The organism is Cyclobacterium roseum, from assembly GCF_010119225.1.
In the GTDB taxonomy this organism is placed as follows: Bacteria; Bacteroidota; Bacteroidia; order Cytophagales; family Cyclobacteriaceae; genus Cyclobacterium; species Cyclobacterium roseum.
The window spans coordinates 154,208-180,027 of the sequence record NZ_WNKF01000001.1; the positions used below are offsets into that span (position 1 = coordinate 154,208).

Consider the following 25,820-nt stretch of genomic DNA (forward strand, 5'->3'; position numbering starts at 1 on the left):
CTACTAACGGGAAAATAGTCTTTTTAATTACGGTCACTTTGGAGAATTTGCAGAACAATGAGCTGCCCTGCCTTTACCGGAAAACCAATTAAAAACCATCCCGATAGATGCCTACCATCAAGGCATCAATAATTTTGGCCAGCTCCGTCGGTGGAGTCTTTTCGACCAGGTACTGTTGATGGCCTTCTTCATCTCGTTTCCATGCATTACTGCCATCCTCCCGAACCAGAGCCTTGCCACTGGGGGATAAGTTCCAGTAGCTGTCGGGAGAGATGAGGTACAGCAAAATCGACTGGTCCCAGCTTTGCCTTCCCGCAAAATCATTGTATCGTTCGTAGCCCATGTAAACGGGGCTTGCCTGGGAAAGGGATTTTTTCAAGTAGGTTCCTCCCGTGATGATTTTATTGCCAATCTCCCAGCCGGAATAAATCACCCTGCCCGGCCATTGATCCACGGCTATTTTGGTAGATTCCGGATCCGGCCTATAAAAATTTGCTTCTTTGCCTTCGGGAAATTGCCCGCCCATACAGGCCCATAGTTTTACCTTTTTTTCAATCAATTGCAATCCGGAAAGTTCACTGATGGCATCCGGAGTTGACTTGATTAAATGCCTGAGGTTGGTCAAATGGCCGATGGTTACAATGGTGACGCTACTGTCCGGTTCTGCCGCCAGCAGCTTACGATAAAGTTGGGTGGCATCTTCGGCATCGTCATAGTTTTGTAGCCGATGTGGAAAAGCCTGGGTAAGGGCCTTGGTGTATTTGGAAGCGTTTTCTAAGGAAATTCCTTTTTCAACGCCAATCGGAATGGTAGGGCGCTTGAAATAATGATTAAGAACATCGGCGCACTGTGGGGCAAAAAGGTCATTGCTGGTAACAATTATTCCCAAAATGGCTACCCGTTCGTGATCCGCCAGGGTATGCAACATGGCCAAAGCTCCTACATCGTCGACATCGGAATCCAGATCGGTATCCAGAATGATTTTTTCGGTTTGAGCCACGGTAATTACCGAAAGAAAGCAAAGGAGGGATAATAAAAACCAGGATTTCATGATTTAGTTCGATTTTATCGTTTTTCTTGCGGGTTGTAGGCTTTTGGCGTTAATAGGGAAACCACTACTATGGTAAGCAAACTGGCCAGCATGGCAAAGGTACGGAAAGGGAATTGGAGTCCTTCGACCGGATCATTCATGGGGTAGGGCAGAAAGGGTTCGATTCCGAAAATTGGCTCTCCACCGCCAAATCGCAATACCAAACCAACCAAAATTCCGGCGATGGCTCCGTACTGGTTGCTTTTTTTGAAATAAAGTGCCAAAACCAACTGTGGAAACAGGATGACATAGACTAGATCTGCACAGAGGTACCAAAGTTCGTATACACTTTGAAGCGTGAGTGCGAGCCAGGTGGCGATGGAGCCGATGCCCAGAATGGCCCAGCGGATGGTAGCTTTAATCTGTTTGTCGGTGCATCCCGGACGAAGCAGGGGACGGTACAGGTTCCAGGTAAACATGGAGGCAGCCGAGAGCACCGAGGAATCCACGGAGGACATGACTGCCGCTGCCACGGCACCGAGCCCCAGTGCTGCAATCAGCGGAGGGGTCATTTCCAAAAGAACGTAAGGCAGTACCATGGTGGCTTCCGGGGCTGTTCCCAACGAAGAATTGCTCCAGTCAAATCCCACACCAGCCAGGCCGATAAGTACGGCAGGGATGGCCATTAGCGCACAACAAATCCCCCCATAGATGGAAAGCCGAACGGCTGACCGGTCCGAACTGGAGGACAATACCCGTTGGAAATAGACTTGCCAGGGAATACCTCCCATAATGAGCAGCAGCGCAAAATCCAACCATACCCAAATACCATTTCCCCAGGCAGGGTCGTTGCCGGTAAAGGCCTCCAGGGAAGGAAAAATCTGAAACCCATGACTTATGGTTTGATCGTATATTTCCAATGCCTGATCCATTCCGCCGATTTTATCCAGGGCAAATGGAATGCTGATACCCAGGCCAATGATGATAAAAATCAGTTGCACGACATCCGTGTAGGCCACCGACCATAGTCCACCCAGCATGGTATAGCCTACGGCAATGGCGGCGGAGACGAGGATGGAGGTTTCCAGATCCAGTCCGAAAATGGTGGCAAAAGTGATTCCCAGGGCCGCCAAAATGGCCGCACTCCAGAAAATTTCCCCGATCAGGGCAGGAATAAACAGAATGGCAGCGGTTTTTTTTCCGTATTTGTTTTCAAATACATCGATAAAGGTGGTGAATCCAAAACTCCGGATTTTACGGGCAAAGAACAAGCCTCCTAGAATCAGGCTTAGGGCATAACCCCAGGGAGCCTGCGCCCATACCAGGCCACGAGCACTGTCAAACACTGCCTCGCTTGTACCAATGATGTATCCACCTCCTACCCAGGTAGCGGTCATCGTAAAGATACCTATCCAGGCGGGCATTTTCCGACCTGCCAGCAACATTCCCTGGGAAGTTTGATCACCCGATTCCTTTCTGCTGGCATAATAGCCCGTGAGTAAAATGATCAGGTAAAAAAAAACGGTGACGATAATGCCTAGGCTTGTGGTATCGATAGTTGTAAGAGTTTATTTCCCGAACCAGTTTAGGGGTTGGGGGTTGAAGTTTTGATAGACATGCTTGATCTCCTGAAATTCTTCCAGGCCGGTTGTGCCCAGTTCTCTGCCCAGGCCGGACTGCTTGTACCCTCCCCAGGGAGCCTGTGTAAAGTACACGTTAAAATCATTGATCCATATGGTGCCAAAACGAAGTGCTTTGGACACCCTGGATATTCGATCGGGATCGTTTGACCAGAATCCTCCTGACAGACCATAAATGGTATCATTGGCCTGCCGTACGGCTTCCTCTTCGCTGTCAAATTTCTCCACATGCACGACGGGACCGAAAACCTCTTCCTGAACAATGCGCATTTCCGGTGTACAGTCGGTTAGTAGGGTGGGTTCATAAAAGAAACCCTGACTGAATTCAGATCCCGATGGCCTTTTGCCCCCGCAGACCAGTTTTGCACCTTCACGGATGGCTGTCTGAACGTGATTTTCTACTTTCTCACGTTGATCTGCGGAAATAAGTGGACCCATTTGGCTGGTGTCTTCCATTCCATTTCCTAGCCGTATTTTGCGGATTCTGGCTTCCAGTCGTTCCACCACCGCATCGTGGATAGTGGCATGAACCATTACCCGGGTACCGGCCGAGCAGATTTGCCCGGCATGAAAAAAAACGCCGTTTAGGATAAAATCGATGGCGGTCTCCCAATCCCCGTCTTCAAACAGGATGTGTGGATTTTTTCCTCCCAGCTCCAGTGCTACTTTTTTTACATTTCCAGCAGCCGCCTGCATGATTTTTTTGCCCGTGACTACCCCTCCGGTAAAGGAAATCATGTCCACTTCATGGCTTTCTGCCAGTTCGGCACCGACCGTGGCGCCCGCTCCGGTAACGGTATTGATAACACCCCTTGGGAAGCCTACTTTTTCGGCCAGGCGGGTCCATTCCAGTGTGCTCAAGGGCGTGAGTTCACTCGGTTTGATCACCAGGGTGCAACCGGCGGCCAGCGCAGGAGCTATTTTCCAGGCAGCCTGCAGCAGGGGATAGTTCCAGGGACAGATCATGCCCACCACGCCAACCGGTTCTTTTTCCAGTCTGCTGTGGCTATGGGGATTGGGACTGGCGATGACTTCTCCTGCATGCTTGTCCGCCAGGCCTCCATAATACCGAAAGATGCCCGCAATGTCATCCATGTCCCAGAGGCTTTCGGTATAGGTTTTACCGGTGTTGAGCGTTTCCAGTTCGGCCAATTTTTCTTTATTGGCGGCGATCAGATCTCCCAATTCATAAAGCATCTTTCCCCGCTCCGGGGCAGGCATCTGGCTCCAGCTTTCTTCCTGGAATGCTTTCCGCGCACTCAGTATAGCTGCCCGGGCATCGGAACGATCTCCCTCAGCGACCAGCGCAATGGGTTTTTGATCAAAAGGATTGATGATGGTTCGTTGGTTGCCTGCTTGTGCCGCTACCCAGGAGCCATCCATAAAAAAGGGTTGTATAGTCATTAATGGGAAACTTGGTTTTTTTCCACTTCGGTTGAATGGGTGTAGTAGGGGACCTGCTGCGGCGGCTCGGGGCTATTGCCCAACAAAATATCCGCTGCCTTCTCTGCAATCATGATTACCGGTGCATAAATATTGCCATTGGTAATGGCAGGCATCACAGAAGCATCCACCACACTCAGGTTTTCAATGCCATGCACCTTCAGGTTGGCATCCACTACCGACTCATTGTCATATCCCATTTTACAAGTACAGCTTGGATGGTATGCGCTCTCACCTTCTCTTGCAACAAAGTCAAGTATTTCTTCATCCGTTTCTACAGCATCACCCGGAGAGATTTCTTTTCCCCGCAGTTCGTCGAAAGCCGGTTGATTAACAAGACTCCTTGTACAGCGGATGGCCTCTATCCATTCCTTTCGTTCTTGTTCGGTAGAAAGGTAATTGAACAAAATGCTGGGATATTCACCGGGATCGGCAGATTTTATCTTCACATGGCCTCTTACATCCGTGTTCATGGGGCCCACATGAAGCTGGAACCCATGTCCTTCGTTCGGTGCCGAGCCGTCATATCGTATGGCGATGGGGAGAAAATGGTACTGCAGGTTGGGATAGGCGACTTCATCGTTACCGCGAATAAAACCTCCAGCCTCAAAATGGTTGCTGGCACCGATCCCTGTTTTATTAAAAAGCCATTCCAGGCCGATTTTTGGTTGGTTGTAAAATTTCAGGGAAGGGTAGAGGCTAACCGGCTTTTTGGCAGCCCACTGAACGTATACCTCCAGGTGATCCTGAAGGTTTTCACCGACTCCTTTAAGATCTGCTACTACCGGAATCCCTAGCTTTTTCAGTTCGGCAGCGTTGCCAATGCCGGATAACTGAAGAACCTGAGGGGAATTAATAGCTCCGCCGCTACAAATGATTTTCTCACCGTAGACCTTATGCGTTTTATTTCCTTTTATGTATTCCACCCCGATGGCTCGGTTTCCGTCAAACAGTATGCGGGAGACGGTGGATTTGAGGGAAATCGTCAGATTTTCACGGTCCTTCACCGGATGGATGTATGCCCGCGCAGCATTCCAACGCTTTCCCTTATAGATCGTAGCATCAAATTTTCCAAATCCTTCCTGTTGATAGCCGTTTACATCCTCGGTAAGTGGGTAACCGGCTTGCTGAACGGATTTAAAAAAGGCATCAAACAGTGGGTTATCGCATTTTGGGGTGGTAAGGTGCAAAGGACCTCCTTCTCCCCGATAGTCATCACCTCCGATTAAGCGGTTTTCCATGCGCTTGAAATAGGGAAGGCAGTGGGCGTATCCCCAATCCTCCAAGCCATCCGTTGCGCCCCATTTTTCAAAGTCCAATGCATTTCCACGGATATAGATCATCCCATTAATACAACTGGATCCTCCCAGCACTTTTCCCCGGGGTTGGTAAATGCGTCGGTTATGCATGTAGGGTTCCGGTTCGGAAGTGTAACCCCAGTTATAGAAGTTATTCGAAAGCGGATAGGTAAGGGCTGCCGGCATGTGGATACGAAAATCCCAGGCATGGTCCATTCGTCCTGCTTCTATGACAAGAACCTTATTTTTTGAGTCTTTACTTAATCTATTGGCCAAGACGCTTCCAGCAGACCCCCCGCCAATAATAATAAAATCATAGGTGTTTTTCGACATCATTTATTCTTTCTGCAACGATTCGTTTCTTTTTTTGCTGCTCCCAGGTCATTATGTAGTAAGCAAATTCGATTAGTTGGCGGAGGGGACGATTTTTACAACTCCTTTTCCTTCCACACCGGCATAAATATAGCCATCGGGTCCCATCACCACGCTTCGGACCCTGCCCATACCGTCGATGATTTTTTCTCTTTTCGTTACCTCATCCCCTTGTAGGGTGAGTTTTTCCAGATAAGCAAAGCTTAGCGAACCCACCAACAAATCTCCCTGCCATTGTGGATACCGGTCACTGCTGACGACATCAAACCCACTCGGGGCAATGGAAGGAACCCAGTAATAAAGCGGTTGTTCCATACCAGGTTTGGAGGTTTCCTCGGTGAGAACAGTGCCATTGTAATTGATCCCGTACGAAATTTCCGGCCAACCATAGTTCGCCCCTTTTTTGACTACATTTATTTCATCACCGCCGCGAGGGCCGTGTTCGTGAACCCATATTTCTCCCGTCTCGGGATGTACGATCATTCCCTGAGGGTTTCGGTGGCCGTAGGAATAAATTGCCTTTTTTGCTCCGGTGGAATTTACAAAAGGATTGTCCGTCGGCACCTTCCCGTCATCGTGTAATCGGTATACTTTCCCACCGTCCCGGGTAATGTCTTGGGGGTTTTCATCCCGATTACCCCTTTCACCAATGGTAAAGAACAGGTATCCGTCCTTATCAAACACGATTCTGGATCCATAATGCTGACCCTTCTCCGTGTTGGGGCCGGCTTTGTATAGCACTTCCTGATTCGTCAGGCGATCGCCTTCTAGCTTTGCGCGACTAATCGCAGTGTGTGCTCCGTCTCCCGGTCCCTCTTCTGAGGAATAGGAAAGATAAATCCAGCCATTGTTGGCATAATCTGGATGAAGTTCCACATCAAGTAATCCGCCCTGCCCCTTGGCCCATACGGCCGGGACTCCGCTGATTTCGGTTTTTTCTCCGTTTTTGAAATGGATCAATTCTCCTGAACGCTCCGTAATGAGCAGGCTGCCATCGGGCAAAAAGGCCATTCCCCAAGGTATTTTCAGGTCATCAACTACCGTTTCAATGGTGTAGTTGTCCCATTCAGGCTCAGTGACTTCCGGTCCATTGGGCGGTGTCTGGCCCATGCAGGCCACGTAAAGGCTGGTCATTAGCAGGGAAAGAAATAATGATTTCATAAAGGCGCGATTTTGGTTTATGGTAATTAAATAAAAGGTTAAATTACACTTAAAATAGCTTCTAAACAAGTTTTAAGAGAGCAGTTCCGCCTGCAGGCGCAGCACGCGGTCCTCCAATTTTTCGGAACTGAGACTGTTACTACTCAGACGGTCGACCATGATCGGAAAGGCAAATGGACTGATCCTCGGGGTGGTTAGCAACTGTATTTTTTGCCGGTTAATGCGGTCAATGACCTTTTCAAGACGGGTTTTTTCCATCTGAACATTCAATACTTCCCGTCTGGCCTGTTCCAAAAGGAGATTGTCCGGATCATAGGTCTCAAACACGCCATACAGAATACCCGAACTGGCCTGCAAATGCTTGGTTTGAATACCCTTCCCGGGGTAGCCCTGAAATACCAGGCCTGCAATGGCCGCAATTTCCCGAAAGCGTCGCCGGGCCATTTCGCTTTCATTAATACTGGCATAGATATCCTCCATCAGGTTATGGGCTGAAAATAAATCCTCTTCCAGGGCCTCTTCAATGGGAATGGGGCTATCAGAAAGTAATTCAAAGCCATAGTCATTCATGGCGATGCTCAGGCTGATTGGGCTACTGATACTGATGCGATACGCTAGTAAGGCTGCCAGCACTTCATGAACAAACCTTCCTTCAAATGGAAAGAAAAAGACGTGGTACCCTTCCTTGCTCTTGCACTTTTCCACCAGCAGAGATTTCTGATCCGGTATTTTGGACAGGGATCCCTGTAGGGCCAAAATAGGCTGAATAGTCCGTAGCTCTATGGAATCCTCCTGCTGATCAGCCGCTTTTTGTAACTCGGATCGAATCAGTTCGGCCAACCTGGAAGAAAGAGGCATGCGTCCCCCCATCCAACGGGGAATGGATCCAGTTTTCTTTTTTGACCTGCGTACCAGGGCTTTCATTTCCTTTATTTGTACAAACTCCAGGCTTCTGCCGGCAAACCAAAAAACGTCCCCTGGTTTTAACTTAGATATGAAGCTCTCCTCCACCGAACCAATGTAACCTCCGGTCATAAATTTTACCTGGATCATGGGATCACTGACAATGGTGCCCATAGACAAGCGGTGTCGCATGGCCGTTTTCCTATTACTCACCTTGTAAAGCCCATCGGCCTGGATTTCCACCTTTGAAAATTCTTCGTAGCTTCCCAGGGCATTGCCTCCCACGGTGATAAATTCCAGCATCCAGTCAAACGCTCGCCGGCTCAGTGATCGGAAGGAATGCGTGGACTGAATGACCGGAAACAGTTGGTCCGGATAAAAGCCTTCGCCCAAAGCCAACGTGACCAAAAACTGAATCAATACATCGTAGCAGTTTTCCAACGGAACCTGATCCTCGTATTGCCCGCTATGAATGGCCTGCCTTAGCGCACTTGCTTCTATCAATTCCAGGGAATGGGTGGGGATAAAATAAATTCTGCTAAGGGCTCCAGGCTGGTGGCCTGCCCTGCCTGCGCGCTGGACAAAGCGTGTGACTCCTTTGGGACCGCCTACCTGAATAACGGTATCCACCGGCCTGAAGTCTACACCCAGGTCCAGGCTGCTGGTGCAGACTACTAATTTGAGTTTTTTTTCATGGAGGGAAGCTTCTACCCAGGCCCGGACGGCTGGATCCAGGGAGCCATGATGCATGGCCATTATTCCTGCCCATTCCGGTTTGGCTTCCAGGATTTTTTGATACCAGATTTCGGTTTGCGAGCGGGTATTGGTAAATAACAAGACACTTTGACTGGCTTCGATTACCGGTAGTATTTTATGGATCATTTTGATGCCCAGATGCCCGGACCAGGGGTATCGTTCCACTTCATCAGGCAAGATCGATTGTACCTGGATTTCTTTTTTGATTGCGGATCGGACGATAAGCTCCGGCTGCTCATCACCCAGTAATACCTGATGGGCTTGAGCCAGGTTTCCAATGGTAGCGGATATGCCCCAAACCTTTAACGGCTGGATGGTCAAGGTGCGGATTTGGCTAAGGGCAAGTTGCACCTGAATCCCTCGTTTGTTGGCCAGCAGTTCGTGCCACTCATCGACGATAATCGCCTTCAGGTTTTTAAAAAGCAGGGGGTGATCCTTTTGGGTAAGCAGTAGGTGCAGGCTTTCGGGAGTGGTAATCAGGCATTCCGGCATGGAATTTTTTTGCTTCCGGCGTTCAGCGGTTCCGGTATCTCCATTTCGGACTCCTATCCGCCAGGGCAGGCCGGTTTCTTCGCAAACCCGGCTCATGGCCTGGTGTATGTCTTGCGCTAAGGCCCGCAAGGGGGTGATCCAGATAACCTGCAAGCCATTTTTCTGAGGCTTCTTCCAGGAGTCGGGATGCTCCCGCACGTATTCCATTAGTATGGGCATCCACAGGGCCATGGTTTTGCCGGAGCCGGTAGGAGCGTTTAGTAAGCCACTTTGGCCTTGCAGGTAGTGTTTCCAGCAGGATTTCTGAAAATCAAACGCCGTCCATCCTTTCTCTTGAAACCAGTTCTCTGCCCAGCTACTTTCCATATTTTTCCAATAAATGCTGTAAATCTTCCAGAGAATTGGCTTCCTCAATGGCTTTGTCTTTTCGCCAGCGGTGAATTCGCGGAAACCGAAGTGCTATTCCGGATTTATGCCTTGAACTCTCCTGAATCCCTTCAAAGGCAATTTCAAAAACCAAACCGGGTTTGACTGTCCTTACCGGGCCAAATCGCTCTCGGGTATTTTTTTTGACATAGGTATCAACTGATTTCATCTCGGCATCGGTCAGGCCGGAATAGGCCTTCGCAAAAGGAACCAAGGCATCCCCATTCCAAACCGCAAGGGTATAATCCGAATACATATTTGCCCGGCGACCGTGGCCTTTTTGTGCATAAATCATCACCCCATCAACGGTAAGGGGGTCTATTTTCCATTTCCACCATCCCCCTCTTTTTCTACCGGTTTCGTACAACCCATCTTTTCTTTTCAACATCAATCCTTCCGCTTTCATCTCTCTGGATTGTTCCCGGATTTCGGCTAATTCTGGCCAGGTAGTGGCTGCGAGCACTTGAGAGAGCAATAGGTTGGCTTCAGAATGAGATCCGACCAGTCTTTCCAGGGTTTTTCTTCTTTCGGAAAGTTTCCAATACCGAACGTCCTGGCCTTCCCATTCCAGTAAATCGTAGGCCATAAAGGAAACCGGTGCTTCTCTTAAAAGACGGGCACTGACATTTTTCCTACCCAAACGAGTTTGCAACAGGCCAAAAGGAAGCGGCCGGCCTTCCTGAAAAGGCATGATTTCACCGTCCAAAACGGTGCCATCCGGAATGGCTTTTCCAATGGCTTCCAATTCCGGAAATTTATCCGTAACCAATTCCTCTCCCCTGGACCAGATAAACACCTCCCCACCCCGATGGATCAGTTGGCCACGGATACCATCCCATTTCCACTCGGCCTGCCAGTCTGACCTTTCGCCGGGTAAATCTTCGGGTTTTTCCAATGGATGCGCCAGAAAAAATGGGTAGGGGCGGGAAAGATCTGCAGAAATATCCGATTGAAACAACAGATCGTTAAAAGATGTTTGCCAGGGATTCCAGTTGCCCATGATCCGATGTGCCACGGCCGTTTTTTCCAGGTCAAAGGTGCTTGCCAATGCCCTTGTAATGAGTTGCTGGCTTACGCCAATCCGGAAGCCGCCGGTAATCAGCTTATTAAATACCAGGCGCTCCTCTTTGGTTAGTGTTTGCCAGGCTTGGCGGACAGCCGCTTTTTTATCGATTTCGTCCCGGTTTCTGAGTGCTTCCAAAAACTCAATCCATCCGTGTAAGGGCCTGTCGGAATGCTCCTGAGATTCAGGGAGAACCAGGGCGATGGTTTCGGCCAGATCTCCAACCGTTTGATACGATTCTTCAAACAGCCAATCCGGAATTCCGGCAATCTCACAGCATAAGTCCCGAAGTTGTTTGCTGTTGATGGTTCTTTTGGGTCGTTTATGGGTGAAAAGCGCCATGGTCCAAAGACGGTCCTGGTCCGGAGCCTCGGCAAAATAGGCTTCCAACAGTCCTAATTTATCTCCGGTCTTGTTGGTCTGATCTAGCTGCTTGATCAATTTTGAAAATCTTTTCATCCCCGTTTAATGATTTTACTCATATATTTTCACAATTTTTAGTTCTTCATAAACCAATAATTTTAATTGTTCGTTTAAAAATTGGTAAGTAAACAACTATCAAATGAAAAATATTCCATTTATCGCAATTGTAATATGGGCATTAGCAGGATGCCAAACGGAAGAAAATTTACCTGAAATACAATCCGTAAGTTATCCTTTATATCAGACCGGAGAATATGCCTTTGAAGGCACCGCTACCTTTGAGCTAAGGGAAGATGCTGTGGAGCTATTGATCCAGTTGGATGGCGTAACCTCCGAAGATCCTTACTTTTACACGGGGCACTTACATTTTGGAAATCTTGATGACGAAGATGCTACGATTGCACAGCTGCTTAGCCCCATTGACAGCCGCACCCTGCAAAGTCGAACCGTTATTGGAAGACTATCAAATGGCAATGAGCCGGACTTTGAGTCATTAAAAAATTTCGATGGGCATATAAAAATCCATCTTGCTGACCAGGGGCCTGACTATGATGTCATTCTGGTTAGCGGAAATATTGGCACCAACGATACTTCGCTGTACTATTTTAATACCCATAAAATAGCTTTGTGTTCACCTAATTATCCTGAATAATTAATCACTATCTGATAATTTTTTACAGAGGTCGTGTAATATAATATTGTGTAAGAAGGTTACTATGAGTTGGATATCATAATAAATCCCTTAATGTCCGCGTTTATTTCCTGAATAATCAAACATTTTTGTTTAATAAATGTTAATAACATGTTAAACGAAATGGGATATGAGATTTTCCGCCAAGTACCTGATCATTATTGTAGCATTTTTCTTTATCAGCCAGCAAGGATTTTGGAATTCGCTTTCCGAAATGGGTGATTTTTCTACAAAATCAGATCAACTGACGGAATCTATAAAAGGCACTTTATGGTCGATAAAAGAAGACTTAGTCAGGTATCGTATTGATTTGCCGCACACGCAAATAAAAGTAGACTGGTCGGAACGAAATTAAACTAAACCACTATATACTTAAAAATCAAAAAAGCGCTTTCCTGGGGAAAGCGCTTTTTTTTACTGCTTATTCTATATGCACCGTAAATGTCTTCTCTGTTGTATTACCATTTACATCCTCCGCACGAATAACTAAGTCCAGGTGATCTTCCCCGGAAGGTATTTGGATGGCATTATCTCCGCTTAAAATTTTAGAAAGATCCAGCATTTCATCATGGGGTAAATCCGGGCCACTGCCTTCATCCAGCCATGCCGAAGTTCCCCACATTTTATCGTAGTAATCTTCCTCTGAGAGGCGGTGATTGTGATCGTCCTCACCTTCATGGTCGTCATGCTCCTCTGTCAATCTAATCCATAAAAAGGAAATCGGAGCACTCAATTCATGTCCGGTCCTGCTAATACTGCCTTCAACGTTTAACGGCATCCCCACTTCGCCTTCCAATTCGTCATCATGGAGATTGGTAATGTTGATCGAAGGGGCATACGGAGTGCGAATTTGAATGGTGGCCAGGTAGCTGCTTCCGTCGTCGTATCCAGTTTGGTTACCGTGGATATCCGTCGCCTCAATGCCCACGTCATAAGACCCGGCGATAACCGGTCCCGTCAATCGGGAATTGGTGCCCGTCCAGTAAATGTCGGTACCAGGGCCATCGATATTGATCCGGGTAGTTCCTTCAGGAAATCGAAAATCCGGATTAGATGCCTCCGGGCTGTAAATATCGTTGACATCCAGTCGGACAAAATCGTTGTTCATGCGGGCATGACTGTGGCCATCAAAATTGGCATGTACATTTACCCGAACCTGACCGATCCCCGAAGGATCTTCTACTGAAAACCTAACGTGGGTGTGGTCGGCGGTTTCACTGAATACTTCCCCGTTTTCGGGCTCGATTTCGTCATGCCCATCGGCATGGTCGATGACAGGAGCCTCTAGATCCTGTGGAGACTCACTTACAGGGTCGCAAGCCAGAAATAAAGTAGATACAAAAGCCAGTAATACTATTCCGTTTCGTTTCATAAATTGTTTGGTAGTTATGGAGATGGTTATCAATTCAATATTATTGCACATGCATTATTGTTGCAATAATAAAACAAACGAAGAAGAGTTCCAAAAAGTTTGCGCTTATTTCTTAATTACTTTTGAGTTGGAAGGGAATCTTTAAATTGAAATTGATATTTCTACCCTGCTCCGGCAAATTGAGTAAACGGTACCTGCTCAGGTGATTGAAATAAAACGTGTTTAGCAGGTTTTGGCCACTGATTCGAAATTTCCAAGGATTGGAGCCAATAGGGACTTCCCATCCCAGTCCGGCTTGGAGCAAGCCATAGCCACCAGTAGTTCGCTCGTTTCGATCTACCCGATTTTGCGCGGCTACCTGTCGGTATTCCAGGTAGAAATAGCTGTTTGCAAAGAAGCGGAACGTTTCTGGAAAGGAGTATTCGATACTGCTTAACACACTCGCCGGAGGGGTCAGCGGTAAGGGCAAACGGGTATCCAGGTTTTGATTATAAATGTATTCTCCTGCAAGCGAAAACTGTATCTCTTGCGTTGGTGCCCATTGAAATTTCAACTCGGCTCCGGCAAAAAAGGCATTGTTTTGTCGGTATTCCCAAAGGGTACTGGCACCGGGTAGGGTAGAGAACCTGCCGGTAGGAGCCAGGTAAATATAATCCTCATAATAGGCCATAAAAGGGCTAATTCCCACCAGAAGCCTTTCTAAAGAATGCGTAAAATTCAGATCCGCCTGATAGCTTCGTTCACTTTTTAGCCCGGCATCGCCAATTTCATGCCTAAAATTCCCATGGTGAATGCCATTGGTAGCCAATTCGATAGGAGTAGGGATACGGAAACTGCTTCCCAGGTTTAATTTGAAATTGTTACGCTCGTTAAGGATCCAGGAAAAACCGGTAGAACCACTGATATTGGCAAAACCCCGTTCAATATCCGGGTTTCGCTGTACCATTTCCCCGGTAGGATTTAAGGATTGATCGTATACCGGCTGTTCGTGCGATTGAATTGCATGACGGGCTCCATCTAGTCGCAGGCCAGCGTTGACTATCCAATTATTTTTCCACCGGTATTCGTGGAAATAGAAAAAGCCCGCATTCCAGGACTGGAAAGCAGGTAATAGAAATTCAAAGCCTCCAAACCGGTTATCCATTAACGAGGATTGAAATCCAATAATGGATTGGTGCTTGGAATTGATATGGTAATTGAACCGGCCGTTTGCTGTGAAGGTATTGAGGTATAAGGCCAGGGCCAAATTCCCCTCCGGTGTGGGCCCCACCCCATGGATATGGGGAAGGGATTGTTCCATTCGCTCATTCCGTTGGTAGCCCAAATCGATTTCCAACCAATTTTCGTTCAATTGAATCGTGGTGTTGGAAATAACTTTTAGATGGGTATTGTCCTGTCTGGGAAATTCGATGTCTCCATAATTCCCATTATGCCGAAGGTTGTAGCTGTTCGGAATGCCCACTGCCCCCGTAAAAATGCCCGCTTTTTGCTGAAACCGGCTTACCGTCAGAGTGGATTTTCCCCAGTTTTTTCGCCATCCCGTCATGAGGGAAAAATGCCTTTCTCTACCAGCCGTGTTTTTTAATCGGTAATCATAAACCGGTAATTCAAAACCTGCGTAGACAAACCTGTCTGCCGGCACCCGGTAATCCTGAAAATCCTGGAGGGTCACTCGCGCTTTAAATACAAAGTCGTTTTGGTTTCCTTCCACCATGGCCGAATGACTTCTCATGGCATTATTGGTGCGGTAGCTGTTGATCAGATGGCCCTGAATGTTTCCTTCCTGAGGTAGTGGAGCTGGGGAAATATTGATCACGCCTGACATGCCATCCGAACCGTAAATGAGAGAGGCCGGACCCTTTACCACTTCTACCCGGTCCACGTCGAAGGGGTCGATTTCCAAACCATGGTCAGCACCCCATTGTTGGCCTTCCTGCTTGATTCCCCGGTCGTTAACCATGATGCGGTTAAAGCTCATTCCCCGGATTACGGGTTTGCTGATGCCTACTCCGGTATTGATGGTGCTGATTCCCGGTAATTTTTCCAGGGCGTTGGCAAAAGTGCCCGAGTTGTTTTTTTCCATAAATTCCCTGTCCACTACTTCAATGCTCTGGGACTGTTCTACCGGTCCGTTTTTGAAGGGATTGGCTTCTATGGTTAACGATTGTAGCGTAATCGCTGATTCTTCCAACCTGAGGTCAAGTTGCAGGTTCTCATTGGTTAACCGGATTGTTTTGGTCAGGGCTTTGTACCCGAGGTGGGTCACGTGTAGATGGTAATTTCCAGGATTTAACCCTTCAATTCGGAAATTACCTTCTAAGTCTGCTGCTGTTCCATTCCCCAATTCATGGACGATAATGGTGGCAGGCAACCCCTCCCCTGATTCGCTTCTAACCGTACCCTCAATGGCAAGGATTGCCCTTTCCTGAGCCAGGGAAAAAAGAGACAGGTAAACCAGGAAGAAACAGGATAGAATTACAATCCTCACAGGATAAATTTGGATGATGGAAATCTGAAAACGAACACAAAGGTATCCAAATTTATCAATGATTGCAACAATATGGCAATATTGAATATACTTACCTTTTTGCTTTTAATCTATCCAGCAAATGTTCCAGGCCATTCAGCCGGATTTCATACATGGTTTCAAGCCAAATGCCCAATTTTCCTTCCGGAAACCCTTGTCTCTTGAACCAAATAAGGTAGTGTTCGGGGATATCACAAATCAACCTGTCCTTGTATTTACCGAAGGGCATTTTTTTCGAGACCAGGTCGAGTAAAATGGTATTATCCAAGATGTAATTCGATTAATTTAACCAGGCGTTCCAGGGGATTCGGCTAAGAATAAGGATAAAGCCAATGCCATAAAACATGTAAATACTTCGAAACCTGCTCCGGCTTTCTGTCAATTTTTTGGCTCTACTGTAACCGATGGTAACCAATGCCACAGCCAGGATATTGATCAGTGGGTGTTCCAGTGCGTACAAGCGGCTCATGGAATCTCCCATGGCTTCTCCGCTTAGGTTGGAAAAGCCCAGGGGACTAAGAAAATATAGAATGATTCCAACCAGTAATTGAATATGTAAAAGCACCATGCCTATCAATCCAAATTTTCGGTCCTTTTCAGTGAAGGTTTTGTTACTTAAGGCACCATAGAGGGCAAGTACGAAGCTAAATAGAATTCCTGCCAGAACAATATAGGCCAGGAAAGAATGGAGATGCTGGAATCCAGTGGTCATATTTGGAATGTTTTCGGTTTTGATTGGCTAAATAAAGAAAAAAATGTGACTCTTTCATCAAACTTGCCGGCTTTATGGCGGGGGAACGTATTATTTATTTTTTATCCAAGAATCGGCTTTGCTCCTTTCAAGGGTGATACAAATAGGTAAAAACGGGAGTGTTAATAGGTTGTAAAACATTCTTTCATTTTTATCTTATTTGGTTTTTTTGAAAATTATTAATCCCTAATTTTACAAATTATCTTTGTGAAAGCCCAGAAAACCTTTTTATTGGTAGCGAAAAAACAAGCATTTAATGAACTATTTGAATTTTGTTTTAGAAAATAAGAAACTCTTGGCTTTCGGTTTGCTGATGACTTGTCTTTCCGGATATGGGCAAACCTATTTGCTGGCCCTTTATGTACCTTACCTGATTGAGGAATTTACCCTTCAAAATGCCCAAATCAGTGTGTATTACATGGTGGCTACGATTGCAAGTGCTTTGATTTTACCGCAAATTGGAAAATACATCGATAAAATCAGCCTGGTAAAATACACCCTGATGGCAACGGTTATTTTTATTCTGGCCATGGTATTGATGAGTTTTAACCAGTACTGGTATTTCCTGCCCCTCGCTTTCTTTGGCCTTCGGATCGCCGGACAGGGGCTATTTAGCCACATTGCGATTACCAGTATGTCCAAGTACTTTCAAAAGGGCAGGGGAAAGGCCATCAGTCTGGCATCCCTGGGGCACCCTTTCGGTCAGGCAGCATTGCCGATCATGGTAGTGGGGTTGATTAATTTGTTTGGATGGAGGGAATCTTTACTGGTAAATGCCTTGATCGTGTTGGCCATTGTACCCTTGTATTTGTACTTTTTCATCGATGAGAAAAAACTGGTTGTGCACGAGGAGGCGAGCCCTACCGACAGTTCCTCATTCAAAAAAGAAGTTTCCCAATGGGAAATCATGAAATCCAGAACATTTTGGCTTTTAGCACCCAATTTATTTGTGCTTTCTTTCACCGTTACCGGGTTGTTTTTCTATCAGTTTGCCATTGCAGAATTCAAGGGTTGGACGCTGGAATGGATGGCGGTAGGGCTTACCTTTTACGCCATTTCGGGTTCGCTGGCCATACTATTTGCCGGTCCCCTGATTGATAAGTACACGGCAAGGAAATTTTTTCCGTTTTACCTGATTCCGTTTCTATTGGCCATCTTGTTTATTTGGATATTCAGCGACCCGCTGGTCATATTTCCATACATGATTTTGATGGGCGCATCAGCAGGCTTTGGAAATGCAATCGTTTCAGCCCTTCAGGTAGAATTATTTGGGGCCGGATTCATTGGCAAGGTGCGAAGCATTTTTGCTTCCGTCATGGTATTGAGTTCCGCTGTAGGCCCAGCCATTTACGGAGTAGTGGTAGATGCTGGCTTTAGTTTTGATGTGGTATTTATAGGGTCGCTGCTCTTGATGTTTCTGATAATAGTGCTCTCTTTCCGGATCGTTCCCAATTATACCTATGCCAAAATGAAATACAAATACAAACGGCGTCATCGGAGGTTTGATTTTTTCAATATATTCAATTTAAGACATTGAATAAACAGGACTAGAAATGTATACCGAAACCTCTGGGATTCATGTAAATATATTTTCATGATTTCAACCCGGTATTTTGGTGGTTTAAGGAGGAGCACATACCTTTGTCCCAACGGTAAAAAGTTATGCAAACATTCGTAGCACTTCTGTTATTTACCCTTTGTTATGGACTTTTATTTCTGTCCATGTTTCCGGTAAAAAGGTCAGACAAATTCAATCAATTTACCAGCTCGGCCAGGAACGCTCTCTACCGACAATACGATTTGACCTGGCCTTATTTTATATCCTTTCTGGGAGGATATTTGCTGGCTTCCGCAATGGTTTACCTGATTCAGGACTCTATTTGATGCTATCTCTCCCATAGCCGCTCTTCTGCCTGAAGTGCTGGCTGAAAATCAAGGGCCAGACCCTCCATTTTGCTTTTGATAGCGTCCAGGCAGAGATTTCCGATACTTCCCTCATGGGTATGTTGCACACGCTTTCCCGGGGAAAAACGCTCATTTTCGATATCCATACCTACCTTTTTATAAGCATCCCGAAAGGGCATACCCCCTAGTACCAGGCGGTTGACCTCTTCCACGCTAAAAAGATAGGCAAACTTTTCATCATCCAGAAGGTCTTGTTGGACGGAAATGTTTTCAAGCATCAACCGGCTGATTTTGAGACAATCCACCAACTGCTCAAAAGCTGGGAAAATGGTTTCCTTTAGTAACTGCAAATCCCGGTGATACCCTGTACCCAGGTTGGTAAGCAACATCAGAATACTTTGAGGATAGCTTTGGATTTGATTGGTTTTTGCACGGACCAACTCAAATACATCCGGATTCTTTTTATGAGGCATGATACTGGATCCGGTGGTTAATTCATCCGGGAAGCTTATAAAACCAAAATGCTGGTTCATATACTGGATAGAATCTGTGGCCAGTCGGTTTAGGGTTCCTGCCGTTGCCGACAGGGCGAAAGAAAGGGATTTTTCCGTCTTTCCCCGGCTATTTTGGGCATTGATTACATTGTAATGCATGTCAGCAAAACCCAGTAATTCGGTAGTAAGGGACCTGTTAAGCGGGAATGATGAGCCATAACCCGCAGCGGAACCCAGTGGATTGCGATTTACCAGGGCATAGGCAGCTTGCCAGAGGTGCATGTCCTCGGCCAGACTTTCAGCCAGCGAACCAAACCAAAGACCAAAAGAAGAAGGCATGGCCAGTTGGGTGTGGGTATACCCGGGCATCAGGTCATTTTTATGCTTTTCGGCAAGTTGAAGCAAAAGCTGAAACAAGTCGTTTACCTCCTCCAGGCTTTGACGAATGGCTTGCCGGTAATATAATTTCAGATCGACCAAAACCTGATCGTTTCTGGAGCGGCCACTATGAAGTTTTTTGCCAACATCTCCGTATCGCTCGGTGAGTAAAAATTCTACCTGGCTGTGAACGTCTTCGACGCCCGGAGCGATGGAAAAGGTACCCTGGCGGATCTCTTCCCGGATTTCTTTCAATCCTTTTTTAAGCATCCGAAGCTCTTCGGCCGTCAGCAAATCGATGGATTCCAACATGATGGCATGTGCCATGGAGCCGGTGACATCGAAGGGGGCAAGTATCAGGTCAAATTCCGGATCCCGACCAATAGTGAAATTTTCTACCTCTTTTTTGCTCGTTTTGTCTTTTTGCCAAAGCTTCATTTTTCGTTTTCGGTTAGTTTGGAAAAATAGTTTTCCAGTAATGCAATGTACAGTGAAATACCCTCTTTAATTTCATTTATATAAATGAATTCATCGGGGGTATGAGATCGGGCCGAATCTCCCGGGCCAATTTTAACGGAAGGGTAGGGAATCAGGGCCTGATCGGAGAGGGTAGGGCTACCGAAGGTTTCCAACTCCATGGACCTGGCCACCGAAAGCATCGGGTGGGCAGCACCAATACGAGAGGAATTTAAACGCATGGAGCGTGGACGAAGTTCGGCTTTCAATGATTGGCGGAGCTCATTCAGGGCTTCCTCCAAGGTATAGGCATCGGTCACACGTACGTCCAGGGTGTAGGTACAGCGATCGGGAACCACATTGTGCTGGGAACCGGCCTGGATCAGAGTAGCCGAAACCTTACTGGTACCCAAAAAGGTGGAAACATGACGGAATTGAAAGTTCCGAATGGCGATTAAATCATCCAATGCTTCGTAAATAGCATTCAGCCCTTCCTCTCTGGCCGCATGTCCGGCTTTGCCTTTTACCAGGGCATCGATTACCATTAGCCCTTTTTCCGCCACCGCCATTTTTAATTGGGTAGGCTCGCCTACAAGGGCGACGCTCAATTCCGGAAATTCCGGAATCAGGGATTCAATGCCATCCTTTCCACTGATCTCCTCCTCTGCTGATGCCACCATCAGCAGGTTTACGGGCAGGGGTTGGTTTCGGAAATGCATGAAGGCCGCTATTAAGGCCACCAGCGGACCCCCGGCATCGTTAGATCCCAGACCAAATAGTTTTCCGTCTTTTTCTATCGGTTCGAAGGGGTCCAGCGTATATCCCTGATTGGGCTTTACCGTATCGTGGTGCGAATTAAGCATGACCGTAGGTCGGGCAGGATCATATGCACTGGCATACGCCCAAATATTATTTCCCTTTTGATGGACGGAGGTACCCTTTTTTTCAAAAAAAGCACGGATTATCGCTGCGGTCTGGTTTTCGGATTTGCTAAAGGAAGGAGTTCGGATCAGGTCCTTAAGTAATTCCAGGGCTTCTGTATGTAGTTGGTTGAGGGATTCCAATGTGGGAAAGGGGTTAGGTCAGTATAAACCGTACTTTTGGGATTCGATGATGGTACCGGCATTTTTTCCTTTAGAGGCTAAAAGCAGGCTTTCCGGTAAGCCTAGCCATACATGGTTGACTCCTTTGTTAAGTGCCTTGAATGCGTTTTCCAATTTGGGAATCATACCGGAGTGGATGACCTGATCCCGGATAAGTTCTTTATAGATATCATCATTAATCAGCGGTATCAGCGAGGCTTCATTACTTGCGTCCATCAGCACACCGGTTTTGTCAAAACAAAAATACAGATTTACCTTGTGTTTTTTTGCCAGAGCCGTGGCAATTTCGGAGGCAATGGTATCTGCATTTGTATTTAAAAGTTGCCCCTTGCCGTCATGGGTGATGGCACTGAAAACCGGGGCAATGCTTTGTTGTAGCAACGATTCCAACAGTTCAGTATGCACTTGGTCGACATCCCCCACGTACCCATAATCTACGCCCCCCTTTACAGGTCTTTTGTGAGAGCGGATGGCATTGCCGTCGGCGCCGGTCAGGCCGATTGCCTGTTGCCCGTAGGTGTAGAGTTCGGCCACGAGGTTTTTATTAATCAGTCCGGCATAGACCATGGTCACCAGATCCAGGGTTTCTTTGTCCGTAATTCTTCTGCCCAGATGCATTTTAGGTTCGATTCCTAGGGATAGACCAATGCGGCTTGCCATGACTCCTCCTCCGTGGACAAGGATTTTTTGACCGGGGAACTTTGAAAATAACTTAAGAAATTGGGTGGATTTTTCAGGGTGATCGATTACGTTTCCACCGATTTTGATAACGCTGATGTCCATGGCAAGGAGGTTTTAAAGCAAGCTGTCAATAACTGCTTGTGCGGCAAAAATTCGGTTTTTAGCTTGATTTTGAACCAGACTACGGTTTCCATCCAAAATTTCATCGCTCAGTTCCAGGTTTCTTCTCACCGGCAAGCAATGCATGACTTTTGCCTTGGAATTGGACCCCAACTTATTTTCGTTCAACAACCAATTTTCATCTACTTTGAGAATCTTTCCGTAAAGATTGAAAGCACTCCAGTTTTTAACGTAAACAAAATCTGCGTCCTCCAGTGCCTTTTTTTGATTGTATTCTATGGTGGCTCCCTTGGTGAATTGTTCGTCCAACTCATATCCAACCGGATGGGTTATGGTCAGGTCGTGACCACAGCCGACAGCCCATTCTGAAAAAGAATTAGCTACCGCATGAGGAATGGATTTGATGTGTGGGGCCCAGGTAAGTACCACCTTTGGCTTTCGTTTTTCTTTAAAATTTTCTTTTATCGTTACCATATCCGCCAGACTTTGCAAGGGATGCCGTACCGCACTCTCCAGACTGATGACAGGAATACCTGAGTACCGAATAAACTGGTTGAGGATAAAATCCTGACTGTCTTCTTCCTTGTTGGTAAGAGAAGGGAATGCCCGGATAGCCAGAAAATCAAAGTAACTTCCCAGGACAGCCGCCGCGTCCTTGATGTGCTCCACCTTGTTTTTGTTCATCAACACCCCGTCCTGCATTTCCAGTGCCCAAGTATCTTTGTCCATATTGAGCACGAAACTTTCCACTCCCAAATTGGAAGCAGCTAGCTGGGTACTCACCCGGGTCCTCAAACTGGGATTTAAAAAAATAAGGCCAAGTCGCTTGCCTTTCCCCTTTTCCTGGGCCTGTAGTGGAGCCGATTTGTAGGTCAGGGCTTTATCGATAAGGGAGGCTGCCAGGGAACTGCTATCAAATTGTGTGAAATTTTTCATGTGTTATTTTAAATGTGCATTTGGTTCGATTACTTTTTTCAAACTGTCCAGGAAATGCCTCAATTCCGCCTGTTGAATTCCTAAGGGAGGAAGGAGGCGAATGGTTTCTTTTGTGGCTGCACTTCCGGTAAAAATCCGATGAGTCTGGACCAGTTCGGTCCGGTAAGGAGCGGCGACTTCATTTAGGTCGAAACCAATCATCAAGCCTTTACCTCTCAGACCCGTCACGGCTGAAAATTCACTGGCCAGGGCTTTCATTAGGAATTCCCCCTGCGTTACTGCATTTTCCATCAGCTTTTCTTTTTCCAGAATTTCCAGTACTGCTAATCCTGCCGCACAAGCCAAATGGTTTCCCCCGAAAGTGGTTCCAAGCAGGCCAAAACTAGCCTTAAACTTAGGATGGATCAAGACCCCTCCGATCGGGAACCCGTTTCCCATCCCTTTGGCTACCGTGATTAAATCTGGCTCCAAGCCACTCGTCCACTGATGAGCAAAGAATTTGCCGGTTCTTCCATAGCCAGCTTGCACTTCATCCACTATTAAAATGGCCTCGTATTTTCTGGCCAATTCGGATAAGCCACGCAGAAAATCAGGATTGGCGATCCGGATACCATTTACTCCCTGGATGCTCTCGATGATAATGGCAGCAATTTCGTTTGTTTTTAACGTGTCCTCTACCGCATCCAGGTCGTCTATTTCTTCGAAAAACACCTGGTGGCCAGCGTTAAATGGGGCTACTATTTTTGGATTGTCAGTTACCGCTACCGCGCCGGATGTTCTTCCATGAAAAGCACCTTTAAAAGCAATGACTCCTGCTTTGCCCGTATGAAAGGAAGCTAGTTTCAGGGCATTTTCATTGGCCTCTGCACCGGAATTGCACAAAAAGAGGTGGTAATCGGGGTATCCGGACAGCTTACCCAATTTTTCAGCAAACGCTGTTTGCAACGGAATTTTAACCGAATTGGAATAGAAAGCGATTTTTTCCAGTTGTTGCTGTAAGCACTTAACGAAATGGGGATGACTATGACCTACTGATATTACGGCATGACCTCCATATAAGTCCAGGTACTTATTTCCTTCTTGATCCCAAATATAAACCCCCTGCGCTTTTGCAGGTGTCACTGGCATCAAAGGATATACATCAAATAGCTTCATTCGTTGAAGGTTTCGTTTTCTAAACGTAGGGAAATTATTTTTTAGAAAGCAGTGCTTTTCAATCGCAATCCGGTTTTTTCATCCAGCCCAAACGCCAGGTTCAGGTTTTGTACTGCTTGTCCGGAAGCTCCTTTTAATAAATTGTCTGTAATAGAGTAAATCACCAATTGGCCGGCCTCTTTTTTTAGGTGAACAATGCATTTATTGGTATTGACCACCTGTTTTAGATCAATATCCTGCTGGCTGACATGGGTAAAGGCGGCCTCTTTATAAAAATCCCGGTAGACAGCCTGGGCTTCTTCCAGGCTTCCTGAAAAAGGGAAATAGGCCGTCACCCAGATTCCCCGGGTGAAGTTACCGCGATTCGGGACAAATAAAACCTGCCCCTTGAAAGCAGGGTCCAGCTGTCCGAAGGTCTGGTTGATTTCCTTCAGGTGTTGATGGGAAAACAACTTGTAAACGGAGGCGTTTTGATTTCGCTGACTAAAGTGAGTGGTTGGCGATAATTTTTTGCCCGCCCCTGTGCTTCCGGTGATACCGTTGACATGCAGGGTCTGATTGCACCATCCTTCCTTTACAGCGGGGGCCAGGGCTAATTGAATGCCTGTAGCAAAACAACCCGGATTGGCGATTTTCCCTGCTTTTTTTATTCGGGCAGCATTCACTTCCGGCAATCCGTAAATGAAACCATCGGACTCGTCTCTGAAATCGGTGCTTAAATCGATGATCACCGTTTTGGAACCGAAGGAGTGGGTTTCCAGAAAGGGTCTTGCTTCTCCGTGGGGAAGACAAAGAAAGACCAGGTCCAGGCCATCGGTAACAATCTGATCTGTAAATACCAGGTCTGAATCTCCAATTAGATCCGGATGGACCACTTCCAGCGGTTTCCCTTTCTGGCTGTTGCTGTGGATCCATTGAATGGCTACGTTTGGGTGGTGTAGCAGCAAGCGGATCAATTCGCCTCCGGTATATCCGGCAGCACCGACGATTCCCGTGTTAATCGTTGTCATGATTTTTCGGCTGGTTTACGTTATGAAAAATGGCAGTTTGATTGCCTAAAATTCGGCTAAAACCCTTGACATCTTCTGCGGTGTACCCTTTGTTCATCTCTCCATAACTTCCATACTTGGAAGACATGAGGTCGTGTTCGGAGCGGATACCGATCATACTAAAGCGATAAGGCATTAATTGTATTTTCACTTCGCCACTTACATACGTTTGGGTGTCGGCCATAAAGGACTCCAGGTTTCGCATCACCGGATCCAGGTAGTGCCCTTCGTGCAGATGGTTGCCGTAGAATTCCGCCAGTTGGTTTTTCCAGTAAGTCTGCCACTTGGTCAGGGTGTGCTTTTCCAGCAACTGATGGGCTTTAATAATCAGGAGCGGAGCGGCAGCCTCAAATCCTACCCTTCCTTTGATACCGATAATGGTATCCCCGACGTGGATGTCCCTTCCGATACCGAAAGGCCCGGCTATTTCCTGGATTTTTAAGATGGCAGCTACCGGATGATCAAAGGATTCACCGTTTACCTGATTGATTTCACCTTTTTCAAATCCAATGGTAAGGGTCTCCGCTTCGGTTTTACTTACCTGGGTAGGATAAGCATCCTCGGGCAGGGCCTGATCCGAGGTGAGGGTTTCCTTTCCCCCTACAGAGGTTCCCCAGATGCCTTTGTTGATCGAATAGGCCGCCTTTTCAAAATTCATATGCACATCGTGCTTTTTGAGATAGGTGATTTCTTCCTCCCTGCTCAGTTTAAGGTCCCGGATGGGAGTGATGATTTCTGCCTGCGGAAGGATGGTTTGAAAAATCATATCGAATCGAACCTGGTCATTTCCTGCGCCGGTACTTCCGTGTGCCACAGCCGTCGCTCCGATACTTTTAGCATATTCCGCCAGTGCTTTGGCCTGTAATATCCTTTCTGCACTTACTGACAGGGGATACGTTTGGTTTTTAAGGACATTGCCAAAAATCAAGTATTTTAGCACTTCTTCATAATAGGTGCTGGTAACGTCAAGGACTTTAAAAGAGGCCACCCCCAGCTTTTTGGCTCTGCTTTCAATGGTTTTTAATTCCTCCTGCTCAAATCCTCCGGTATTGACTAATACAGCGTGAACTTCAAATCCTTTTTCTTTACTCAGATGGATGGCACAAAAAGTCGTGTCCAACCCGCCACTGTATGCTAAAACTACTTTTTTCATATTTAAGATTATCGTTATAAAGCCTTGCCGAAAGCAAACCTT

The 25,820-nt window shown here is 46.7% G+C and carries 22 protein-coding genes; 4 read left to right on the forward strand and 18 right to left on the reverse strand.

Annotated features, from left to right (window positions below):
- Positions 1 to 88: 88 nt before the first annotated feature.
- The 7 genes from GJQ68_RS00555 to GJQ68_RS00585 all read right to left on the reverse strand — a co-directional run bounded on the left by GJQ68_RS00555 (position 89) and on the right by GJQ68_RS00585 (position 11,043).
- The gene (locus GJQ68_RS00555; RefSeq protein WP_162415369.1) at positions 89 to 1,051 is read right to left on the reverse strand and encodes a nucleoside hydrolase; all 963 of its coding nucleotides are present in this window, start codon (positions 1,049 to 1,051) and stop codon (positions 89 to 91) included.
- 14 nt (positions 1,052 to 1,065) lie between these two features.
- Positions 1,066 to 2,475 (reverse strand): sodium:solute symporter family protein, encoded by a 1,410-nt coding sequence (locus tag GJQ68_RS00560; protein ID WP_235940979.1) that lies wholly within the window; start codon positions 2,473 to 2,475, stop codon positions 1,066 to 1,068.
- A 123-nt stretch (positions 2,476 to 2,598) separates the two neighbouring features.
- On the reverse strand, positions 2,599 to 4,074 hold the full coding sequence (locus GJQ68_RS00565) for an aldehyde dehydrogenase family protein (RefSeq protein WP_162415370.1): 1,476 nt from the start codon (positions 4,072 to 4,074) through the stop codon (positions 2,599 to 2,601).
- Positions 4,074 to 5,747 carry a choline dehydrogenase gene (betA, locus tag GJQ68_RS00570; RefSeq protein WP_235940980.1) on the reverse strand — a complete coding sequence of 558 codons (1,674 nt, stop codon included), beginning with the start codon at positions 5,745 to 5,747 and terminating at the stop codon, positions 4,074 to 4,076. Before betA ends, GJQ68_RS00565 begins: the two co-directional genes overlap by 1 nt.
- A 69-nt stretch (positions 5,748 to 5,816) precedes the next feature.
- On the reverse strand, positions 5,817 to 6,944 hold the full coding sequence (locus GJQ68_RS00575; protein WP_162415371.1) for a PQQ-dependent sugar dehydrogenase: 1,128 nt from the start codon (positions 6,942 to 6,944) through the stop codon (positions 5,817 to 5,819).
- 72 nt (positions 6,945 to 7,016) lie between these two features.
- Positions 7,017 to 9,461 carry a ligase-associated DNA damage response DEXH box helicase gene (locus GJQ68_RS00580; protein WP_162415372.1) on the reverse strand — a complete coding sequence of 815 codons (2,445 nt, stop codon included), beginning with the start codon at positions 9,459 to 9,461 and terminating at the stop codon, positions 7,017 to 7,019.
- Complete coding sequence (locus tag GJQ68_RS00585) at positions 9,451 to 11,043, reverse strand: ATP-dependent DNA ligase (protein WP_162415373.1); 1,593 nt, start codon at positions 11,041 to 11,043, stop codon at positions 9,451 to 9,453. The genes GJQ68_RS00580 and GJQ68_RS00585 overlap by 11 nt, the downstream gene beginning before the upstream one ends.
- Before the next feature lie 103 nt (positions 11,044 to 11,146).
- Between GJQ68_RS00585 and GJQ68_RS00590 the strand changes: the two genes are divergently transcribed.
- Positions 11,147 to 11,659, forward strand: coding sequence for a hypothetical protein (locus GJQ68_RS00590; RefSeq protein WP_162415374.1), 513 nt, complete (start codon positions 11,147 to 11,149; stop codon positions 11,657 to 11,659).
- A 169-nt stretch (positions 11,660 to 11,828) separates the two neighbouring features.
- Positions 11,829 to 12,053: a hypothetical protein gene (locus GJQ68_RS00595; RefSeq protein ID WP_162415375.1), complete on the forward strand. Its 225-nt coding sequence runs from the start codon at positions 11,829 to 11,831 to the stop codon at positions 12,051 to 12,053.
- Positions 12,054 to 12,119: 66 nt separating this feature from the next.
- Here the strand turns inward: GJQ68_RS00595 and GJQ68_RS00600 are convergent, their stop codons facing one another.
- From GJQ68_RS00600 to GJQ68_RS00615, 4 genes are all read right to left on the reverse strand, one after another.
- Complete coding sequence (locus GJQ68_RS00600) at positions 12,120 to 13,070, reverse strand: DUF4625 domain-containing protein (protein ID WP_162415376.1); 951 nt, start codon at positions 13,068 to 13,070, stop codon at positions 12,120 to 12,122.
- A 112-nt stretch (positions 13,071 to 13,182) separates the two neighbouring features.
- Positions 13,183 to 15,558 carry a TonB-dependent receptor gene (locus tag GJQ68_RS00605; RefSeq protein ID WP_235940981.1) on the reverse strand — a complete coding sequence of 792 codons (2,376 nt, stop codon included), beginning with the start codon at positions 15,556 to 15,558 and terminating at the stop codon, positions 13,183 to 13,185.
- Positions 15,559 to 15,649: 91 nt separating this feature from the next.
- Positions 15,650 to 15,865 (reverse strand): DUF3820 family protein, encoded by a 216-nt coding sequence (locus GJQ68_RS00610; RefSeq protein WP_162415377.1) that lies wholly within the window; start codon positions 15,863 to 15,865, stop codon positions 15,650 to 15,652.
- Positions 15,866 to 15,877: 12 nt separating this feature from the next.
- Entirely contained in the window at positions 15,878 to 16,309 is a 432-nt protein-coding gene (locus GJQ68_RS00615; RefSeq protein WP_162415378.1) for a hypothetical protein, read from the reverse strand.
- Between the two features lie 295 nt (positions 16,310 to 16,604).
- Between GJQ68_RS00615 and GJQ68_RS00620 the strand changes: the two genes are divergently transcribed.
- Entirely contained in the window at positions 16,605 to 17,885 is a 1,281-nt protein-coding gene (locus GJQ68_RS00620; RefSeq protein WP_162415379.1) for an MFS transporter, read from the forward strand.
- A 125-nt stretch (positions 17,886 to 18,010) separates the two neighbouring features.
- On the forward strand, positions 18,011 to 18,232 hold the full coding sequence (locus GJQ68_RS00625; protein ID WP_162415380.1) for a hypothetical protein: 222 nt from the start codon (positions 18,011 to 18,013) through the stop codon (positions 18,230 to 18,232).
- Positions 18,233 to 18,234: 2 nt separating this feature from the next.
- On the opposite strand, the gene argH is transcribed toward GJQ68_RS00625, so the two are convergent.
- From argH to argG, 7 genes are read right to left on the reverse strand one after another with little or no spacing between them, the layout of a single operon-like run.
- The gene (argH, locus tag GJQ68_RS00630; protein WP_162415381.1) at positions 18,235 to 19,563 is read right to left on the reverse strand and encodes an argininosuccinate lyase; all 1,329 of its coding nucleotides are present in this window, start codon (positions 19,561 to 19,563) and stop codon (positions 18,235 to 18,237) included.
- Positions 19,560 to 20,645: a M20 family metallo-hydrolase gene (locus tag GJQ68_RS00635; protein ID WP_162415382.1), complete on the reverse strand. Its 1,086-nt coding sequence runs from the start codon at positions 20,643 to 20,645 to the stop codon at positions 19,560 to 19,562. The genes argH and GJQ68_RS00635 overlap by 4 nt, the downstream gene beginning before the upstream one ends.
- An 18-nt stretch (positions 20,646 to 20,663) precedes the next feature.
- Positions 20,664 to 21,467 carry an acetylglutamate kinase gene (argB, locus tag GJQ68_RS00640; protein WP_162415383.1) on the reverse strand — a complete coding sequence of 268 codons (804 nt, stop codon included), beginning with the start codon at positions 21,465 to 21,467 and terminating at the stop codon, positions 20,664 to 20,666.
- 12 nt (positions 21,468 to 21,479) lie between these two features.
- Positions 21,480 to 22,421, reverse strand: coding sequence for a Rossmann-fold NAD(P)-binding domain-containing protein (locus GJQ68_RS00645; RefSeq protein WP_162415384.1), 942 nt, complete (start codon positions 22,419 to 22,421; stop codon positions 21,480 to 21,482).
- 3 nt (positions 22,422 to 22,424) lie between these two features.
- Complete coding sequence (locus GJQ68_RS00650; protein ID WP_162415385.1) at positions 22,425 to 23,576, reverse strand: aspartate aminotransferase family protein; 1,152 nt, start codon at positions 23,574 to 23,576, stop codon at positions 22,425 to 22,427.
- A gap of 41 nt (positions 23,577 to 23,617) precedes the next feature.
- Positions 23,618 to 24,586, reverse strand: a complete 969-nt coding sequence (gene argC, locus GJQ68_RS00655; RefSeq protein WP_162415386.1) for an N-acetyl-gamma-glutamyl-phosphate reductase — start codon at positions 24,584 to 24,586, stop codon at positions 23,618 to 23,620.
- Positions 24,573 to 25,778, reverse strand: coding sequence for an argininosuccinate synthase (gene argG / locus GJQ68_RS00660; protein WP_162415387.1), 1,206 nt, complete (start codon positions 25,776 to 25,778; stop codon positions 24,573 to 24,575). The genes argC and argG overlap by 14 nt, the downstream gene beginning before the upstream one ends.
- Between the last annotated feature and the right edge of the window lie 42 nt (positions 25,779 to 25,820).

Bases quoted from the DNA above. Each gene is read 5' to 3' on its own strand.
- GJQ68_RS00580 (WP_162415372.1), bottom strand. From the start codon at position 9,461: ATGGAAAGTAGCTGGGCAGAGAACTGGTTTCAAGAGAAAGGATGGACG.
- GJQ68_RS00615 (WP_162415378.1), bottom strand. From the start codon at position 16,309: ATGACCACTGGATTCCAGCATCTCCATTCTTTCCTGGCCTATATTGTT.
- argG (WP_162415387.1), bottom strand. From the start codon at position 25,778: ATGAAAAAAGTAGTTTTAGCATACAGTGGCGGGTTGGACACGACTTTT.
- GJQ68_RS00650 (WP_162415385.1), bottom strand. From the start codon at position 23,576: ATGAAGCTATTTGATGTATATCCTTTGATGCCAGTGACACCTGCAAAA.
- GJQ68_RS00625 (WP_162415380.1), top strand. From the start codon at position 18,011: ATGCAAACATTCGTAGCACTTCTGTTATTTACCCTTTGTTATGGACTT.
- argC (WP_162415386.1), bottom strand. From the start codon at position 24,586: ATGACAACGATTAACACGGGAATCGTCGGTGCTGCCGGATATACCGGA.
- GJQ68_RS00595 (WP_162415375.1), top strand. From the start codon at position 11,829: ATGAGATTTTCCGCCAAGTACCTGATCATTATTGTAGCATTTTTCTTT.
- GJQ68_RS00565 (WP_162415370.1), bottom strand. From the start codon at position 4,074: ATGACTATACAACCCTTTTTTATGGATGGCTCCTGGGTAGCGGCACAA.
- GJQ68_RS00620 (WP_162415379.1), top strand. From the start codon at position 16,605: ATGAACTATTTGAATTTTGTTTTAGAAAATAAGAAACTCTTGGCTTTC.
- argH (WP_162415381.1), bottom strand. From the start codon at position 19,563: ATGAAGCTTTGGCAAAAAGACAAAACGAGCAAAAAAGAGGTAGAAAAT.
- GJQ68_RS00560 (WP_235940979.1), bottom strand. From the start codon at position 2,475: ATGTTGCTGGCAGGTCGGAAAATGCCCGCCTGGATAGGTATCTTTACG.
- GJQ68_RS00590 (WP_162415374.1), top strand. From the start codon at position 11,147: ATGAAAAATATTCCATTTATCGCAATTGTAATATGGGCATTAGCAGGA.
- GJQ68_RS00555 (WP_162415369.1), bottom strand. From the start codon at position 1,051: ATGAAATCCTGGTTTTTATTATCCCTCCTTTGCTTTCTTTCGGTAATT.
- GJQ68_RS00575 (WP_162415371.1), bottom strand. From the start codon at position 6,944: ATGAAATCATTATTTCTTTCCCTGCTAATGACCAGCCTTTACGTGGCC.
- GJQ68_RS00645 (WP_162415384.1), bottom strand. From the start codon at position 22,421: ATGAAAAATTTCACACAATTTGATAGCAGTTCCCTGGCAGCCTCCCTT.
- GJQ68_RS00600 (WP_162415376.1), bottom strand. From the start codon at position 13,070: ATGAAACGAAACGGAATAGTATTACTGGCTTTTGTATCTACTTTATTT.
- betA (WP_235940980.1), bottom strand. From the start codon at position 5,747: ATGATGTCGAAAAACACCTATGATTTTATTATTATTGGCGGGGGGTCT.
- argB (WP_162415383.1), bottom strand. From the start codon at position 21,467: ATGGACATCAGCGTTATCAAAATCGGTGGAAACGTAATCGATCACCCT.
- GJQ68_RS00585 (WP_162415373.1), bottom strand. From the start codon at position 11,043: ATGAAAAGATTTTCAAAATTGATCAAGCAGCTAGATCAGACCAACAAG.